Origin of the sequence: Nocardia salmonicida, from assembly GCF_036142455.1 — a bacterium.
GTDB classification, from domain to species: domain Bacteria; phylum Actinomycetota; class Actinomycetes; order Mycobacteriales; family Mycobacteriaceae; genus Nocardia; species Nocardia salmonicida.
Map to the genome: position 1 here is coordinate 1992146 of NZ_CP108014.1, position 16115 is coordinate 2008260.

Below are 16115 nucleotides of genomic sequence, written 5' to 3' on the forward strand. Positions count from 1 at the left end.
CAACTCCTCGCTCAGCTTCCCGTCGCTACTCTAACGCGGCTTTTGGGCGATTTCCCCCGGAAAGTGGATAGTCGGCGAAATCTTCGGAGTCGCGATGCGATCGGCCGACCGAGCATGGTCACGATCCGGTAACTGCGCGTTCACATCCAGTCATTAGCGTGACTCACCTGTCGGAACGGTGTGGAGGTTGTAGACGCGTGTTGGACCCCGGCGTGGGGATGAGGTCGGGGGGATTCGAGGCCGATCGCGGCGTGTTGTCGGCGACGGTGCGCACCGGAAGTGCTCCGGGGCGTTCGCGGCCCGCCACGCCACCGGTGCTCGCTCCGCGCCCGTGTCCGGCGCACGTGCCGCTCGCGCCCGCCCAGGAGCGGATGTGGCAGGCCGCGCGGCTGGGCCGGTCGGCGGACTGGAATGTCGCGCGGGCCATGCGCTTGCGCGGCGCGTCCGTCGATGTGGCGGCCCTGCGCGAAGCGCTGGAACTCCTTGTCGCCCGCCATGATCCGCTGCGGACCCGATACCCGACGACCGAGCTCGGCCCGGCGCAGCGGGTAGCCGAGCCCGGCGACGCTGTCCTCGATGTGGCCGAATGCGCGGTCAGCGCAGCCGAGCTCGGCCCCGCGGTCGCCGAGCTGGCCCGGCGGCCCTTCGACCTCGCCGGTGAGCTGCCGGTGCGGGCACGGCTGTTCGTACTCGGCCCCGACGATGTGGTGCTGGCCCTTGTCGTACACCACATCTCGGTCGACGGCCGCTCGATGGGTCCGCTGATCCGCGATCTGGTCACCGCCTACCTGGCTTGCCGGGCCGGTACTTCCCCGCAGTGGCGGCCACTGCCGATCAGCTACATCGACTACACCCTGTGGAAGCACGAGCAGCTCGGCGAGTTCACCGACGAGTGGAGCCGGGCCACCCATCAGCTGCGGTACTGGGCCAATGCGCTGGCGGGCCGTCCCGCCCTGCTCGCCCTGCCCGCCCGCGAACAACCCGCCCCGCCGATAGACCCCGTCGCCGGTGCGCTGCTACCGATTTCGTTCGATGCCGCGACCCACGCCGGGCTGCTGCGGTTGGCGCACGACGGTCGGGCGAGCCTGTTCATGGTGTTGCAGGCCGCGTTCGCCCTCACCGTCGGCGCCTTCGCGCGCAGCTCCGATGTCACTGTCGCCACGGCGGTTTCGGGACGCGAGCACCGCCTGCTCGACGATCTCGTCGGCAACTTCTCCGATGACGTGCTGATGCGGGTCCGCCTCGACCGCGCGGGCGACGTCGAGGAGCTCATCGATCAGGTCCGCCGCGTCGCGCTCGCCGCGTACGCCCACCCCGACACCCCCGACACCCGCCTCAAGCGTTGCCTGCTGGAGGACGCCGCGCTCCCGCTGTTCCAGGCGACGCTCATCCTGCAGCGAGCAGAGGCGCCGCGAACTGCCACTGAACCACCACCGGCGCAGGGTCTTTCGATCACCGAGATACCGACCGGCGTCGTCAGGGCAAAGCATGATCTCGAGTTCGGGCTCACCGATCACTACGATCCGCTCAGTGCGCCCGCCGGTATCGACGGGTCGTTCATCTATCCGATCGCCCGATTCGACGAGGCGACCGCACAGCACTTCGTCGCGCGCTTCGACGCGGTCGTCGGGCTGCTCGCGCAGGGGTATCGCGGCCCGCTGGCGCCGTTGCTGGCGGCGGCCGGTCGAGGTCGCTCGCTGAGCACCGCTCGACGTGCGACCAGGGTGCTCGTCTGATCAGCCGCCGCGCTCCATGGCATATCCGGCATCGCGCCACGCGACGATGCCGCCCTCGAGGCTGAACGCCGCATAGCCCGCGCGGTGGGCCAGTGCGGCGAAGCGCAGCGAGGTCTCCCCGACCGGGCACACGAACACCACCGGCCGTGACCGCGGAAACGGCACACCCTGGGTGAGCATCTCGTCGAGTTGGTCGTCACGGATATTGAGCGCGCCGGGGACATGCCCGACCCGGTAGGCCATCGCGCCCCGGGTATCGACGACAGTGGGTCTGGCGGTGCGGTCGAGCTCGGCGAGTTCGGCGGGTGAGAGTGTCGGCGCGGAGTCCTCGGGGCTCGGGGGCGCCGGTGCGGTGGGCTTGCCGAACAGGTCGGGCCGACGTTTGGCGAAATAGGACAGATACGGTTCCATTCGGTCACACACGATCAACACCGCCACCAGCGGTCTGCCCTCGGGCCGCGGCGCCGCGGCCAGGGCGTGCAGGGCGGCGTAATAGCCCGCGCCGCTGGTCGGCCCGGCGAGGACGCCGTAGCCGCGAACCAGGTCGAGGGTCGCCTCGATGGCGGCGGCGGCGTCGACGGTGACGATCTCGTCGTAGAAATCCGGCCGGAACAGGCCGACCTCCCACATCTCGCGCTCGGAGCGGATACCGGGGATGAAATCGAAACGGTCCGACACCACCCCGATGGTGCGCAGGCCGGGATGATGGGCGAGCAGTGCGGTCGCGGTGCCACGGGTGGAGCCGGTGGTGCCGAGGCCGCCGATCAGATAGTCGAGATGGTCGATGCCCGCGTGGGCGAGGTCGGTGGCGATCTCGGCGCCGGTGCCGTCGTGATGGGCGGCGACATTGCGCTCGTTCGTGTACTGCGAGGGGTGATACCAGCGGCCCTGCCCCTGGCTGATGGTCTGCTCGATGACGGCCGAAACATCATCGGCCGCATGGGGATCGGGGCACTCGGACAGGCCGGGAAGCTCCACGATCTCGGTGCCGAGCAATTGCAGCAGCTGGCGGACCTCGCTCACCCTGATCCGGTTGGTGACCGCGCGCAACGGGATGCCGTGCAGTGCGCCGAGTACCCGCAGCGCTTTGGCGGTGTTGCCGCTCGACGCCTCGATGAACGACTGTCCGTCCGCGGCGATGTGCTCGAGGTCGTCGCGGATCATCGCCCAGGCGACACGGTCCTTCACCGAACCGAAAGGATTGTGCGACTCCAGCTTCGCGTACAGGTCGACGTCGGGTAACCCGTGCACGGCGGGGTCGAGACGCAGCAGGGGAGTGTTGCCGATCAGCTCGGTGATGTGGGTGTAGACCATCACCGGTCCCCGGGGCGATAGTCGGCGTCAGGGCAGAGTTCGAACCGTCCGTCACGATGCAGCACAGCGACTTTCGCCGGGACCGGATGCATGCTGGCCTGTGCGGCCGACAGATCCATATGGTAGGCGGCGGTATTGGCGAATACCACCAGATCGCCGGGGGAGGGCAGCTGCGCGACCCGCACTTGCCGCTGGGTGATCAGGTCGCGCTCGAGGCACAGATGTCCGGCGAAATACACTCCCACAGGCTGTGATTCGACCTCGTCGGACAGCACGATCGGATCGATGAGGACCTCCTGGTCGGCGGCGGTGACGGTGTCGCGGCTGAGATCCAGATGGACCAGGGTCGCGCCGTTACCCGCCTGTTTGACGAATTCCACCTGGGCCACGGTGATTCCGGCGTGATCGACCAGCGCCTTGCCCGGTTCCAGCCACAGGTCGAGGAGATTGTCGGTGAGCACCGTCCCCAATGCCCGTCCACCGTGTCCGGGCAGCGCGGCGGCGAGTAGTTCGGCGAGCATGCCGGCGGCGGGTTCGGTATTGGCGTATTTGTGGAACACCGGCCCGCCGTGCACCATTCCCTCGGCGAGGTGGTAGCCGAACGTGTTGTTGCCCCAGTGCATCGCGGGACCCCGGCCGAGCAGGCCCGCCCGCAGGACATGGTCGTAGGCGTCGTAACCCGCGGCGTCGGCGGTGAAGACCTGGCGCAGCCCGCCCCCGATGTCGAGCACGGTCGGCGCGAGTCCGTGCGCGTAGGCGCGTTCGATCAGTTCGAGACAATCGCCGACCGCGTTGACCCGCTCCGTGGTGGCCGCGGTATCGAGGTGGAAGGCGAACCCGAGTAGCCGCACCTGATCTCGATGCCCCACCAGCAGCTCCAGCGCCGTGTCCACATCGGCGAGATCGATGCCGAACCGGCTCGGCGAGCTACCGGAGAACCCCGAAACGCGCAGCAACACTTGTACCGGCTGCTCCGGCGGCGTCAGCTCGGCCAGCGTCGCTAGTTCCCAGAGATTGTCGACATTGACCGTCACCCCCGCGGCCAGTGCGGCCCGCAGCATCGCGGCGCCCTTGGGCCCGGTCACCTCCACGCGGTCGGCGGGAAATCCAGCAGCCAGTGCCGAACCCAGTTCCTGCGCCGACGCCACATCGACTGCGATCCCCGCGTGCGCGGCGGTACGGGCGAACGCCGCCGAACGATTCACTTTGTGCGCGTAGCAGAGTCGATATCGGACGGCGTCGGTGTCGAGCACGGTACGCAGCGCCGCGAGGTTGGCGGTGAAGACCTGGGGGAACACCAGATGCAGGGGGGAGCCGTAGCGGCGCAGCGCCGCACGCACGCCGTCGCGGTCGGTGAGGAACGCGGCGACGAGCGGATGCAGCGCGGCGGGGACGGCGGGCGGAATCATCCCACCGACGCGCCGGGCACCTGCGCCGGCACGTCGTCGACCGGGTTGTACCCGCCGTCTCGCAACGCCTCGAACACGCGGAACCGGTTGCGCGGACTCCGGATCCGGGCGATCACTCGCTTGGATTCCAGGTCGATCTCGACGACGGGGATGTCCATCGACTCGAGCAGCGCGGTGATCGTGCGCACGCAGTGTCGGCAGCTCATATCGGGCACATAGAAGACACCGTCGTCACCTGTCGGGTCGGTGCCGGGTCGCTGTTCGGTGAGGTCCTCGACCACCTCCACCGAGCCCGCCAGCGCGGCGAACGTCTCGACGAACCGGTCTGCCACGGTAGCGAGAACATGCACGCCGACGCCGTCGACGTCGTGCTGGGTAGCCGCGAGGCAGGTGGGCCTGGTGTCGGCCGGCAGCAGTGCGTACTGCCGGGAGATCAGGTCCAGGTCGTCGTGATACTTCGCGACGGCCGCCTCGGTCTCGAGACCCTCCTCGGTGGTCGCGCGCGCCATCACCGCGTGCGCGTCGGCGATGGTGGCGTCCTTCATCGTGCGCAGGACGGCGATCGAATCGGCGGTATAGCGCACGGACCCATCGGGCTGGGCGGCCAAGCGCACCGGGATCATCCCGCGCCGGAAGGTCGAGGCCTGCAATTCCCAGAACCAGCGGGTCGCGACGGCGGTGAAGATGCCGGAATCGTGGATACCCCTGGCGAATTCGACGACGCCGCCATAAGGGGTGTCGGCGGCGATCAGTCCGTGTTGGACCAGCGCGCGTCCCGTCGCTTCGACGCCGACCCGGAAGATCTCGTGCGGATCGTGATCGGTGGTGGTCGCGGCGAGGACACCGCGATCGTGGGCGAGCAGGGCAGCGGCCCGCGCCGGGAGACCGGATTCCGCCAGCGAATGCCACAGTGCAAGAACGGTTTCACGCGCGATCACCGCGAGTTCAGGGCCCGATCCCGCGGTGTGGAAGTACCCGGTGTTGGGGATGCCCGCGCTGTCGGTCCAGGTGAGGCGGTGGGTCGCGCTGGTCACCTGGTCGGGGCGACACGGTCGCATGAACCGTTCCAGATACATCCGCTGGGACTGCGTCAGCGCGGCGCCGGGTTCGGGTTGTAATGCGCGGGTACGGAAGGTGATGCGCACCGGAGCCGGCGGGGCGGTCGAGGCGAAGAGTCCGGGGGCGGCCAGTCGGGCCAGTATCCGGGACGCGGCGCGACGATCGTAGTGCTGCACGGTGGGCGTGCCCATCGTTCCTCCTCGGCGTCGGGGGCTTGGTGGACAGCTCGGGTCAGCGCCCGTGCCCGGCGATGCCGGACACGCAGGCGACGAATCGGTCGATCTCGTCGAGGGTGTTGTAGAGGTGGGTGCTCACCCGCACCGAACCGCTCCCGGCATCGGCCGAGGGCACGCAGTGCGCCCCGGTTCGGACCAGGAACCCGGCATCGGCCAGCACGAACCCGAGGTCGGCGGCGGTGAGCGTGTCGAGGGTGAACGAGACGATGCCGTAGCCGACGGCGCACGCGGCGTGCGCGGGCCCGGGGAGAAAATCCAGCCCGGGGATCTCGCGTAGACCATCGATCAGCCGCAGGGTGAGGACCCGGTTGTGCGCGGCGACAGCGAACCGGTCGAGTTCGCCCAGCAGATCGAAAGCCGGTGCCAGGGAAAGGATGCCGGGAATATTGTGAGTGCCGCCCTCGAGCAGTTCGGGCATCCCGGTGCCGACCAGACCGGCGTCGGTGATCGTCACCCCGGAGTGCCCGCCGGGCAGGAAGGGCCGCAGCCTGTCGTGTACCCGGCGATGGCAGTACAGCAGCCCGGTACCGGGCGCACCGAACATCTTGTGCCCCGCGAAGACCGCGAAATCGGCGCGCAGAGCGCTCACGTCGACCGGCAGGTGCCCACCGCTCTGCGAGCAGTCGAAGCACAGCAGGATCTCCGGGTCGATGCGGCCGTGCAATTCCTCGAGGGTGGTGAGCCCGCCGTACACGTGATGCAGGTGGCTGGTGGTGATCAGCCGGGTGCGCGGACCGACCTGCGCGAGGAGGTCCTCGATATCGGCCTCGCCGGTCGCGGTGCTGCGATATGGACGCAACACGATGCGCCGGCCGAATCGGGCGAGGGTGTCACGCAGGTGATGCCACGGCAGCACATTGGCGGCGTGATCGGCGGGGTTGTAGACGATCTCGTCGCCGTCGTTCAACTCGGCCAGGCCCCAACTGTGCGCGATCGCGCCGAGCGCGGCGGTGGCTCCGCCGGTGAACACGATTTCGTCGCGGTGCTGGGCTCCCAGGAACCCGGCCGCTCGGGTACGGACAGCGTCGATCCGTGTGGACAGTGAGGTGGCCCAGCCGTAGGTGCCGCGGCCCGCGTTGGCGGTGTGCTCGCGGTGGTAGTCGGTGACGGCCGCGATGACCGTGTCGGGCTTCTGTGTCGTCGCGGCACTGTCCAGATAGACCACCGAGGGATCGGCCAGGGCGGGGAACCGCGCGCGAATCGAGGCGGGCACCGGAGTGGGCGCGTGCCGGATCACCGAGGCGGCGGCGAGCTCGGGCCGGGCGGGGTACACGTGCTCAACGATACGCACGTTTGTGGCACGGCTCGCGAAGAATTCTCAGCCGCAAGGCTTTTCGGCAGTGGCGGGCGGTGTCCGGCTCAGTAGTTGCCCTGGAGGTACTCGACGAGATGTTCACGCTCGGCGGCGAGTTCGGTGATCTCACTCTTCACCACATCACCGATGCTGACGATGCCGACGAGTCGGTCCGACTCCACTACCGGCATGTGCCGGATCCGATGCTCGGTCATCACATCTCGCAGCGAGGACACGTCTTCATCGGGCCCACAGGTGCGAACCCGGGCGGTCATGATGTCGTTGACCGGCCGATCGAGCAGCGGGGCCCCGTGGGCGTGTAGATGACGCACCACGTCGCGTTCGGAGACGATGCCCGCGATCACCACGCCATCGGGGGAGACGACCACCGCGCCGATATTGTGCTCGGCCAGCGCCGTCAGCAAATCGCGCACCGTGGTCTGCGGTGTCACCGTGGTGACCGCCGTGCCCTTGTTGCGCAGGATCTCCGCTATCCGCATACGCGCACCACCTGTCCGGATCGATCGTCGCCCACCAGCATGACCTGTCGGAACCGACCTGACCAGCACGAAGACGTTACGACCGGACTATTCGTCGTCCAGCCCCGCGGACAGATACGCGGCGGCGGCCAGCCACTGGCGACACTGTGGGCCGTGGATATCGTGCTGGCGCAGCATCTCGCGCGCCTGACGGTAGGTCAGCCCGTTCGGCTCGTCGCTACACGCGGTGGGCGATACAACCGCGGCACCGACGTGACGCTGAAACGGACTACTCATCGAAGTCCCCTCCCATCCGGCGACGGAAGGTTTGCCCGGCAGGGTGGAGCCGTGGAACCTTCCGATGATCTTGCGGCCTGAGTCTACGGGCGGGCCGAATTCGAATGCAAGCACATCTGCACGTTCGTTTCGGCCGTGTCGGCTCGCGATGGGGTTGCGGCGCTTACGAATTCAGGGGACTGGACGGCTCTATCCGAGCGTGTTCCAGGGTCATGACGTCGGGTAAGTACCGACCGGTGCGCGGTGGCCTCGAGCGTGTTAATGTCCCCCTCGCGCAAGCAGATGCAAGAACGTTTGTGCGTGCATCTGCAAATTTCGTACCGATGGGCATCATTCGAGAAGGAGGAGTGCGGTATGTCCGGAATGCAGCATGATCAGCGTGAACGCCCGGGAGACGGTGCGTGGCGCAAGAGCACCTACAGCAACCCCAGCGGCAATTGCGTCGAGGTTGCCGAGGCCGCCGACGGCTCGGTCGCCGTGCGCAACTCGCGCGACCCGCAGGGCTCGGTAATTTTCTACACCCGGCCCGAAATCGACGCGTTCATCCGCGGCGCGAAGGCCGGAGAGTTCGACTACCTCACCGGGTAATCGGTAGGATCTGGGTCCATGACGGCTGAACCCGACGAGATCGGTCGCGTGCAACCTGTGGTGGACCGCGGCCCCACGGTGTTGCGCATTGCGCTCGGTGGCCAGTTGCGCAAGCTACGCGAGAGCAAAGGCATCACCCGCGAGGCCGCGGGTGATGCGATCCGTGGCTCGCACGCCAAAATCAGTCGACTCGAGTTGGGTCGCACCGGTTTCAAGGAACGCGACATCCGGGACCTGCTCACGCTCTACGGCGTGCACGATCCGGTGGAACGTACCTCGTTCTTCGAATTGGCCAGGCAGGCAAGTGAACCCGGTTGGTGGCACCGCTACAGCGATCTGCTGCCGTCGTGGTTCAGTACCTACCTCGGGCTCGAGCAGGCGGCCAGCCAGATCCGCACCTATGAGGCACAGCTGGTGCCGGGCCTGCTGCAGACGCCGGAGTACACCAGGGCGATTGTCAGCCTCGGTTTCGACGACGCCGAAACCGACCGTCGGGTCCAGGTTCGGCAGTTGCGCCAGGATGTCCTCCGCCGGATCGACCCGCCGGTGGTGTGGGCGGTGATCGACGAGGCCGTGCTGCATCGTCCGATCGGTGGGCGCGAGGTGCACCGGGCCCAGCTGCGCCATCTGGCCGAACTGTCGCTGCTGCCGAACGTGACGGTGCAGGTGTTGCCCTATGCGGCGGGCGGGCACGCGGCGGCGGGCAGCTCGTTCAGTATTCTCCGCTTCGGCGAGCCGGAACTGCCCGACATCGTCTACCTCGAGCAACTCACCAGCGCGCTCTATCTCGAGCGTCGCCAGGACCTCGCGATGTATCTGACGGTGATGGATCAGCTCAGCGTCCAAGCCGAACGGCCGGATCGCTCGCGCGAGATCCTGTTGTCCTACGCCGAGCGGGAGTGACGGCCGAGCAAGATCGACGGCCGAGCGGATTCGGCACCGAGAACTGGATCGTACTGCACCGAATATCGCGCAGTCGATCGTCGGATACCGACTCTATAGTCAGTATCGGATGCAGCCGGCGGCGATTCGCCAGAAAGTATCCGGGGTCAGCGTCTGCAGATCCCAATCGTCGGCCAGGTCGTGCGCGGTGGTCACGATCCGGTCGATATCGAAATCATTGCGGGTCGCCGCGCCGGTGGATTCCACGGCGTCGATGACGAAGGCGACCGCGCTTTCCCTCGACCACTGGGTGGTCTCGGCGTGGGTGGCCGCTGCGCGATCAGCGAGGCCGGACCGGCCCTTGGTGTTGTTCATGATAAATGCCCCTGTGCTTCTTGAGCAGTGGCAAACCCAAGGCAATCCTGACCCCGGGTGTGCCGCTCGCGGCCTCCCCTGACTATCCCCTCAATTGTGTTGCGGCCCTGAGTTTAGGACGGCGGCACTTTCAGATGCAAGCACATCTGCACTATCGATTCCGTCTCGATGCAGCGTATTTCCCGGCTTCTGAGCGGCGAATCGAGGGTCGCGGCACCGCCCTCGCCGGGAGTGGCGCTCGAATAGTGGCGTGACCGGCGGTTCACGGTGTTCATCGGGTGGCGACACAGTGTTCCCGAGGAATGACGATCATGTCAGCCGAGCGAAATATACTGCGATAGTTAATTTCTGGCTATCAAATGGCCGCGACGGCCGAATCGATGGGCTGCGATCCGGAGACCAGCTCGAGAGTGTGGCGAAAAGTGTTGTCCGCGACCAAGATCGATGCGAGCGTCGCGGCGACGTCGGCGCGCGGCACCGAATCGCGCGGAATCGGCGGCGGTCCGAGCGTGATCAGACCGTTGCCTTCGGTGTCGGTGAGCCGACCGGGACGCAGGATCGTCCAGTCCAGATCGCGGGTCCGCAGATCTTCTTCGGCGCGGGTCTTGGCGTCGATATAGGCAGCCCACACCTCGTCGGTTCCCGCAGCGGGTGGGCTGCCGGCGCCCATCGTCGAAATCTGCACGAACCGCGCTACGCCGGTCTGCTCGGCGGCGTCGGCGAGTTGCACCGAACCGTTGAGATCGACGGTGTATTTGCGCGCGGCGCCGCTGCCCGCGCCGGCACCCGCGGCGAACACCACCGCGTCCGAGCCCGCGACGGCGGCCGCGAGGTCGGCGGGGGTGTCGCGTTCCATGTCGTAGATCACCGGGACGCCACCGGTCGCGGCGATATCTGCGGCCTGGTCCGGGTCGCGGATGAGCGCGTGCACGTGGTCGCCGCGCAGGGTCAGCGACTGGGCGAGCAGGAGGGCGATTTTGCCGTGTCCACCGGCGATGACGATGCGCATGGTGCTCCTATCAGCGTTCGGGTCCTCCGGGATTGCAGTTCGCCGCCACCGTAGCCTGATAGCCGACGTCGGGGCGCCACGGCTCGAGATTCCAGCTCGGTTTGTCGGGCGCTACCATCCTCGCCCACACCCAGTGGCACAGGAACTGGTCGCGCATGCCCGGCGCGTCGGCATCGGCGTCGAGCGCGCGCACTTCCTGCCAGGCCAGCTCGTCGGTGCCCGGAGCGGTCGTTTTGCGACCCGCCTGGGTGGGGACGACGAGCAAGCGGGGGCCGTCGATGTTCTCGGTCCAGCTCACGTGATCGATGAGAGGCAGGCCGGCATAGGGGTCGACCGTCGTGGTGGGCGGTGCGATGGTGGCGGGCACCCGCTTGGTGGTCGTTGTCGGAGCGGTAGTGCCTGCCGGGGTCGCGACCTGCGCGGTGTCGGCCGAGCCGCAACCGGTGAGCACGGCCGCCGCGGCGAGTACGAGCGGGAGCTGCCACCGTGTCACGAACGCCCTTTCTGTCATAGCGGGCCGATGAGCGCCCGTCCGGACAGCCTAATGCGGTCGGTGCGGAGGCGTCGCGATCGTCAGTGCCACAGGGACCGGCAGGGCAACCGGCGCAGTCCGGGGGCGACCTGGCCGTCGACGGTGACCTGCAGGCCGGAGTGCGCGGCCGCCGAGGTGAACTCCCACGCCTCGGCCTGGGTCGCGGCATATTCGAGGACCAGTGCCTGCTCGGGTGTCGGGCCGTCGAAGTACACCGTGATCCGCCGGGTCGGTATCTCGTTCGGGTCGATGCGGTGGAGGGTGGCGGCGATGTTCTCGTCGGTGGGAATCATGGCGTGCTCCTTTCGCCCCGGCACTGATGAGCGCCTTCCTACTCGACGGTAGGGCCTACACCATCGAGAGGAACACGTTCCGATTTCGCTTGGAGATCTCACAATCCACCTGTCGTCGCGGCGGTGCGCCCCCCATATGGGCGCGCTGCCCTCCGGTCACAACCCTGTGGCAAGCAGGTTGTGAGCTCCGCCGATGTTCGCGGCGACCCGTCGACGGGGAGCCACGGTACCGGCGAGGATCGCTTTTGACAGCAGCGACACGGGAGGGACAGCCGCATGATCTGGGGACGCGCTCGGCCACGCAGGACACTGTCGGTCTGCCTGGCGGCGGCGGTGCTCACCCTCGCCTCCGCCGCGGCAGGCCACGCCACACCCCTGTACCCGACTGCCGACCCCGACCCCTTCTACAGCCAGCCCGACGACCTCGACGATCATCAGCCCGGAGACGTGCTCGGCGTGCGGCCGATGCCGCCGCTGGCGATGTTCCCCGACACCACGATCACCCTGATCCAGTTCCGATCCACCAACTCCGCGGGCGACCCGATCGCCGCGACGACCACGGTGCTGCAGCCGAACAATCACCGCACCGATGCCCCCGTGCTGTCCTATCAGCACATCATCAACGGGCTCGGCACGCGGTGCTCGGTCTCCAAAGTCCTCTACACCGACGATCCGGACCTGATGGTGCGCGAGGCGGTGGCCTGGAACTACGCGCTGAAGCGCGGTTGGACGATGGCTGTGCCCGACCACCTCGGGCCCAATTTCGCTTATGGCGCGGCGAAACTAGGTGGTCAGGTGACTCTCGACGGCATCCGGGCGGTGCGCCAGGTCGAGCAGCTGCGCGTCGGCGGCAGCCGGGTGGCGATGGCCGGGTACTCCGGTGGCGGCATGGCGACGGCGTGGGCGGCGGCCCTGCAGCCGGAGTACGCACCCGAGCTCGAGATCGCGGGGGCGGCGATGGGCGGGGTGCCGATGAACCTGGTGTCGATGCTCGAGGGGCTCGGTTTCGGTTCGCATCCGGTATTCGGACTCGCGCTGGCCGCGGGGATCGGCCTGGAACGTGAATACCCGCAACGGTTTCCGATCAGCGATCAGATGAATGCCAGCGGTCTGGCGGCCCGCGCGTCGATCCGGGACGCCTGCACCAACGACATTCTCGGTGCGGGCGCGGGGCGCGGCATTCTGGACTTCGCGGCCACCACCTCGCTGGTGGGGGATCCCCAGGCGCGCGCCGTGGTGGAGGAGAACAGCCTCGAGCTCTATCCCGGTGCGCCGACAATGCCTGTCTTCGAATGGCATTCGCCGATCGACGGCCTCATCCCGGTCGACGCGATCACCTCGACGACGCATCGGTGGTGCACTGCGGGGACCAAGGTCGTCAGCCAGCAGACACCCACCCCGGACCACCTGACCGCAGCTGTGCTCGGACTGCCTTCCGCGCTGAGTTGGCTCGATGCACGGCTGCAGGGGGAACCGGCGCCCAGCACCTGCTGAGTCCGGTTTCGATCGGTCCGGATCCGCGCGCCCCGAAGCGGATCCGGACCGTGTCGTGGTGCGACGGGTCGATTCTTGTTGCGATACAGCGGCATTGCGCACACGACTCGGGCACAACGCCGAAGTCGGAGAGTGCCTGCACGTAGCGTAATTGCTCTGACGACGGCGCGGTGGGGGAGTTTCGGCGGGGGTCGAAGCACCGCATGGTGGCACGTCATCGACGAATCCGTTGCCACCCGAAGGCGTGTGTGCCATGAGATCTGTTCGAGTACTTGTCGGTTCGATGCTGCTGCTCTTCTCGCTCGCGGCAGGCACCGCCGCCGCGGACCCGCCGCCGACTCAGGAATTTCCGGTGCCACAGGTGGGCACACCCGGTTTCCTGCCCGATCTACAGCGTTGGATCGACCAGGTGCTGCCCTCGCCGATCCAGCCCGACGCCGCCGATCCGGCCGCCGAGCTCGCGGCGCTGCACGCGGCGGTGCTGCCCTCGGCGGTAGGCGATCCGATCTTCGACCAGTGGCCTGCCGGGCTGGACGAGTTGTCGCCCGGTGATCTGATCGAATCGCGCGACATCACCACGACCGCGGCCTGGTTGACGGTGGTGCCCATCCGCTCGGCGACGCTGCTGAAGTTCCGCACCGAAGACGCGCAGAACAGGCCGTCCTACGCCACCGCGACCCTGATCGTGCCCCCCACCGAGTGGACCGGGCCGGGGGACCGCCCCGTGCTGGTGAACAACCTTCCTATCGACGCGCTCGGCCGCAAGTGCACCCCGGGATACTCACTGACGCACGGTCTGACATCGCAGTCGAGTGCCACGGAATTCCTTCCGCCGACCACCCAGCTGGCGGTCCTGCGCGGATACGCGGTCCTGGTGCCCGACCACGAGGGCCCGTGGATGGCTTACGCCGAACCGTATGTCGCCGGGCACGCGGTGCTCGACTCGATCAGAGCGGTGCGCGGTATCGACCCGGTGTCCTACGGACGGAGCCGCTTCGCGATGACCGGTTACTCCGGCGGTGCGATCGCCACTCACGGTGCGGCCAAGCTGATCGACTCCTACGCACCGGAACTGGCCGACGTGATCGTCGGCGCGGCACTGGGCGGCGTACCGGCCGATTTCGAAATCCTGTCGCGCAGTATGAACGCCAACCTCGCCTCCGGAATATTTATGGCCGCGACCTTCGCGATCGGCCGCGAGCGCCCCGAAATCCTCGCCGCGATGAACAATCTCGGGCGGTGGGTCACGACCTCGTTCATGAAAGATACGTGCGCCAGCGTGTTCGCGGTGCCTGGGATTCTGCACCTGCCGATCGACGTCGGCGCCAATATCGCCGACCCGCTGCGTTCGGAACTGGCCACCGATATCTACGAGATCACCCGGATGCAAGGTCTTCGGTCGGCTACTCCGCTCTACATCTACAACGGTGACCAGGAATTCTGGATCCCCGCGGAGGGCGCTCACAATCTCTACACCGAGCAGTGCGAACTCGGGGCGAACGCGGTATATCGCGGTGTGCTCGGTGAACACATCATCGGTGCGGTCACCGGCTATCCGGAAGCTATGGTGTGGCTCGACGAACGACTCCTCGGAGTCGCCGCGCGGAGCGAATGCTGAACGGCTAGATGATATTTCACAGAGCATTTCGCGGAACGTGATGGTCGGACACAGCAGGCATTCGTGGTTCGAATTCGTGGGATGTCGGAGAGCTGAACATTTTCCTGTGCCTCGTCATGGCAGTTTTCGAGAAGACGTGGTGACCTGCCCAGACCGGACGTGACTGACGTCTCGTAAGGATTTCCGCGGCTTATGTTTTGGGCGGTTTCGACAAGCCATTCGTTCTCCCGGCAGGAAAAGGGCGACGAATATTCGAATCGCACAGGAAGACAAGTCAACACATGAAATCTCCCAGTCGCAGGCGCACGCTGCACACGGCGGTCTTCGCCGGAGTCGGCGCCCTCTCCATGGTTTTCACCGGGCCGGGGGCGAGCGCGGCTCCGGCCGCGGCGCCGACCGAGCAGGATCTGGCCAATATCGTCTCGGAAGGTCGGCAGGTCGCCGGATCCGGTTCGGCGTGCACCTCCGGCAGTGGTGCCGGGTCCGGAAACGGGTCCGGTGACTGCTACGGCGGTTCGGGGTCCAGCTCGGGTTCCTCGGGCGGCTATTCCTCCGATCCCGGCGCGTACGGACCGGAGTCGACGGCGTTCCTCGCCGCGTTCGCCTACGGCCTCAACAACCCCGATGCCGCCGCGCCCGGGACGAACGACTGGAACTGCAAGCCGACCGCAGAGCACCCCCGCCCGGTCGTGCTGCTGCACGGCACCTGGATGAACGCCTACAACGGTTACGCCTACATGGGTCAGCCGATCAAGGACGCCGGTTACTGCACGTTCACGTTCAACTACGGTCGCTCGAACATCATGGAAGGCGGCGGCGTCGGTTCGTTCCTGCCCGGTGTGATGGGCACCGGTTACATCGAGGATTCGGCCAAGCAGACCGCCGCGTTCGTCGACCGGGTCCTCGCGGCCACCGGCACCGCCGAGGTCGACATCGTCGCCCACTCGCAGGGCGGGGCGATGGCGAACTACTACACCAAGTTCGAGGGCGGTGCGGCCAAGGTGAACAAGCTGATCACCTTCGGCGCCACCCACCACGGCACCAGCCTCGACGGCATCGGCGCGCTGGGTCGCATGATCAACAACCTGGGTATCGATATCCTGGGTCCGATCGAGATCTTCGTCGGGCACGCGGGTATCCAGCAGACCATCGGCTCGGATTTCGTCAACAACCTCAACGCCAACGGCGATACCGTCGCCGGTGTCGATTACACCGTGGTCGGCACCCGGTACGACGAGGTCACCAACCCCTACGAGCTCACCTTCATGAAGGCGGGCCCGGGGGCGCACGTCACCAACATCACCCTGCAGGACGGCTGCGAGCAGGACATCTCCGATCACCTGACGATGATGTACTCCCCGCGTGCGCTGTCGATCGCGCTTCGTGCGCTCGACCCGGTTCAGAACCCGCAGTTGACCTGCGCGTTCAACCCGTGGCTCGTCGGTGGCGGCGGTTCGATCTGACCCGCTCGCGCTGACAACGACGAAGGCGCTGTCCACG

The 16115-nt window shown here is 67.3% G+C and carries 16 protein-coding genes; 6 read left to right on the top strand and 10 right to left on the bottom strand.

Annotated elements, in window-relative coordinates:
- The first annotated feature begins 218 nt into the window (after positions 1-218).
- A complete protein-coding gene (locus OHS03_RS09405) occupies positions 219-1736 on the top strand; it encodes a condensation domain-containing protein (protein ID WP_328662372.1) in 1518 nt (505 codons plus the stop codon).
- Here the strand turns inward: OHS03_RS09405 and OHS03_RS09410 are convergent, their stop codons facing one another.
- The 6 genes from OHS03_RS09410 to OHS03_RS09435 all read right to left on the bottom strand — a co-directional run bounded on the left by OHS03_RS09410 (position 1737) and on the right by OHS03_RS09435 (position 7824).
- Positions 1737-3050 (bottom strand): pyridoxal-phosphate dependent enzyme, encoded by a 1314-nt coding sequence (locus OHS03_RS09410; protein ID WP_328662373.1) that lies wholly within the window; start codon positions 3048-3050, stop codon positions 1737-1739.
- Entirely contained in the window at positions 3050-4459 is a 1410-nt protein-coding gene (locus OHS03_RS09415; RefSeq protein ID WP_328662374.1) for an alanine racemase, read from the bottom strand. The genes OHS03_RS09410 and OHS03_RS09415 overlap by 1 nt, the downstream gene beginning before the upstream one ends.
- Positions 4456-5709, bottom strand: a complete 1254-nt coding sequence (locus tag OHS03_RS09420; protein ID WP_328662375.1) for a heavy-metal-associated domain-containing protein — start codon at positions 5707-5709, stop codon at positions 4456-4458. Before OHS03_RS09420 ends, OHS03_RS09415 begins: the two co-directional genes overlap by 4 nt.
- A gap of 40 nt (positions 5710-5749) precedes the next feature.
- Entirely contained in the window at positions 5750-7027 is a 1278-nt protein-coding gene (locus OHS03_RS09425) for an aminotransferase class V-fold PLP-dependent enzyme (protein ID WP_328662376.1), read from the bottom strand.
- 86 nt (positions 7028-7113) lie between these two features.
- Positions 7114-7548, bottom strand: a complete 435-nt coding sequence (locus OHS03_RS09430; RefSeq protein ID WP_328662377.1) for a CBS domain-containing protein — start codon at positions 7546-7548, stop codon at positions 7114-7116.
- 87 nt (positions 7549-7635) lie between these two features.
- Complete coding sequence (locus OHS03_RS09435; RefSeq protein ID WP_056817493.1) at positions 7636-7824, bottom strand: hypothetical protein; 189 nt, start codon at positions 7822-7824, stop codon at positions 7636-7638.
- 354 nt (positions 7825-8178) lie between these two features.
- Between OHS03_RS09435 and OHS03_RS09440 the strand changes: the two genes are divergently transcribed.
- Complete coding sequence (locus OHS03_RS09440; RefSeq protein ID WP_056817490.1) at positions 8179-8412, top strand: DUF397 domain-containing protein; 234 nt, start codon at positions 8179-8181, stop codon at positions 8410-8412.
- Between the two features lie 18 nt (positions 8413-8430).
- Positions 8431-9315: a Sco1979 family transcriptional regulator gene (locus OHS03_RS09445; protein WP_056817487.1), complete on the top strand. Its 885-nt coding sequence runs from the start codon at positions 8431-8433 to the stop codon at positions 9313-9315.
- A gap of 99 nt (positions 9316-9414) precedes the next feature.
- On the opposite strand, the gene OHS03_RS09450 is transcribed toward OHS03_RS09445, so the two are convergent.
- From OHS03_RS09450 to OHS03_RS09465, 4 genes are all read right to left on the bottom strand, one after another.
- On the bottom strand, positions 9415-9669 hold the full coding sequence (locus OHS03_RS09450) for a hypothetical protein (RefSeq protein ID WP_328662378.1): 255 nt from the start codon (positions 9667-9669) through the stop codon (positions 9415-9417).
- Positions 9670-10024: 355 nt separating this feature from the next.
- Entirely contained in the window at positions 10025-10678 is a 654-nt protein-coding gene (locus tag OHS03_RS09455; protein ID WP_328662379.1) for an SDR family oxidoreductase, read from the bottom strand.
- A 10-nt stretch (positions 10679-10688) separates the two neighbouring features.
- On the bottom strand, positions 10689-11171 hold the full coding sequence (locus OHS03_RS09460; RefSeq protein ID WP_328662380.1) for a DUF2599 domain-containing protein: 483 nt from the start codon (positions 11169-11171) through the stop codon (positions 10689-10691).
- 80 nt (positions 11172-11251) lie between these two features.
- Complete coding sequence (locus OHS03_RS09465; RefSeq protein ID WP_056817475.1) at positions 11252-11503, bottom strand: hypothetical protein; 252 nt, start codon at positions 11501-11503, stop codon at positions 11252-11254.
- Positions 11504-11779: 276 nt separating this feature from the next.
- On the opposite strand from OHS03_RS09465, the gene OHS03_RS09470 reads away from it, so the two are divergent.
- From OHS03_RS09470 to OHS03_RS09480, 3 genes are all read left to right on the top strand, one after another.
- Positions 11780-12997, top strand: coding sequence for a lipase family protein (locus tag OHS03_RS09470; protein WP_328662381.1), 1218 nt, complete (start codon positions 11780-11782; stop codon positions 12995-12997).
- 253 nt (positions 12998-13250) lie between these two features.
- Positions 13251-14615, top strand: coding sequence for a lipase family protein (locus OHS03_RS09475; RefSeq protein ID WP_328662382.1), 1365 nt, complete (start codon positions 13251-13253; stop codon positions 14613-14615).
- Positions 14616-14896: 281 nt separating this feature from the next.
- Positions 14897-16078, top strand: coding sequence for an esterase/lipase family protein (locus tag OHS03_RS09480; RefSeq protein ID WP_328662383.1), 1182 nt, complete (start codon positions 14897-14899; stop codon positions 16076-16078).
- Positions 16079-16115 lie beyond the last annotated feature (37 nt).

Bases quoted from the DNA above. Each gene is read 5' to 3' on its own strand.
- OHS03_RS09475 (WP_328662382.1), top strand. From the start codon at position 13,251: ATGAGATCTGTTCGAGTACTTGTCGGTTCGATGCTGCTGCTCTTCTCG.
- OHS03_RS09415 (WP_328662374.1), bottom strand. From the start codon at position 4,459: ATGATTCCGCCCGCCGTCCCCGCCGCGCTGCATCCGCTCGTCGCCGCG.
- OHS03_RS09480 (WP_328662383.1), top strand. From the start codon at position 14,897: ATGAAATCTCCCAGTCGCAGGCGCACGCTGCACACGGCGGTCTTCGCC.
- OHS03_RS09455 (WP_328662379.1), bottom strand. From the start codon at position 10,678: ATGCGCATCGTCATCGCCGGTGGACACGGCAAAATCGCCCTCCTGCTC.
- OHS03_RS09420 (WP_328662375.1), bottom strand. From the start codon at position 5,709: ATGGGCACGCCCACCGTGCAGCACTACGATCGTCGCGCCGCGTCCCGG.
- OHS03_RS09440 (WP_056817490.1), top strand. From the start codon at position 8,179: ATGTCCGGAATGCAGCATGATCAGCGTGAACGCCCGGGAGACGGTGCG.
- OHS03_RS09465 (WP_056817475.1), bottom strand. From the start codon at position 11,503: ATGATTCCCACCGACGAGAACATCGCCGCCACCCTCCACCGCATCGAC.
- OHS03_RS09405 (WP_328662372.1), top strand. From the start codon at position 219: ATGAGGTCGGGGGGATTCGAGGCCGATCGCGGCGTGTTGTCGGCGACG.
- OHS03_RS09450 (WP_328662378.1), bottom strand. From the start codon at position 9,669: ATGAACAACACCAAGGGCCGGTCCGGCCTCGCTGATCGCGCAGCGGCC.
- OHS03_RS09445 (WP_056817487.1), top strand. From the start codon at position 8,431: ATGACGGCTGAACCCGACGAGATCGGTCGCGTGCAACCTGTGGTGGAC.
- OHS03_RS09410 (WP_328662373.1), bottom strand. From the start codon at position 3,050: ATGGTCTACACCCACATCACCGAGCTGATCGGCAACACTCCCCTGCTG.
- OHS03_RS09435 (WP_056817493.1), bottom strand. From the start codon at position 7,824: ATGAGTAGTCCGTTTCAGCGTCACGTCGGTGCCGCGGTTGTATCGCCC.
- OHS03_RS09430 (WP_328662377.1), bottom strand. From the start codon at position 7,548: ATGCGGATAGCGGAGATCCTGCGCAACAAGGGCACGGCGGTCACCACG.
- OHS03_RS09470 (WP_328662381.1), top strand. From the start codon at position 11,780: ATGATCTGGGGACGCGCTCGGCCACGCAGGACACTGTCGGTCTGCCTG.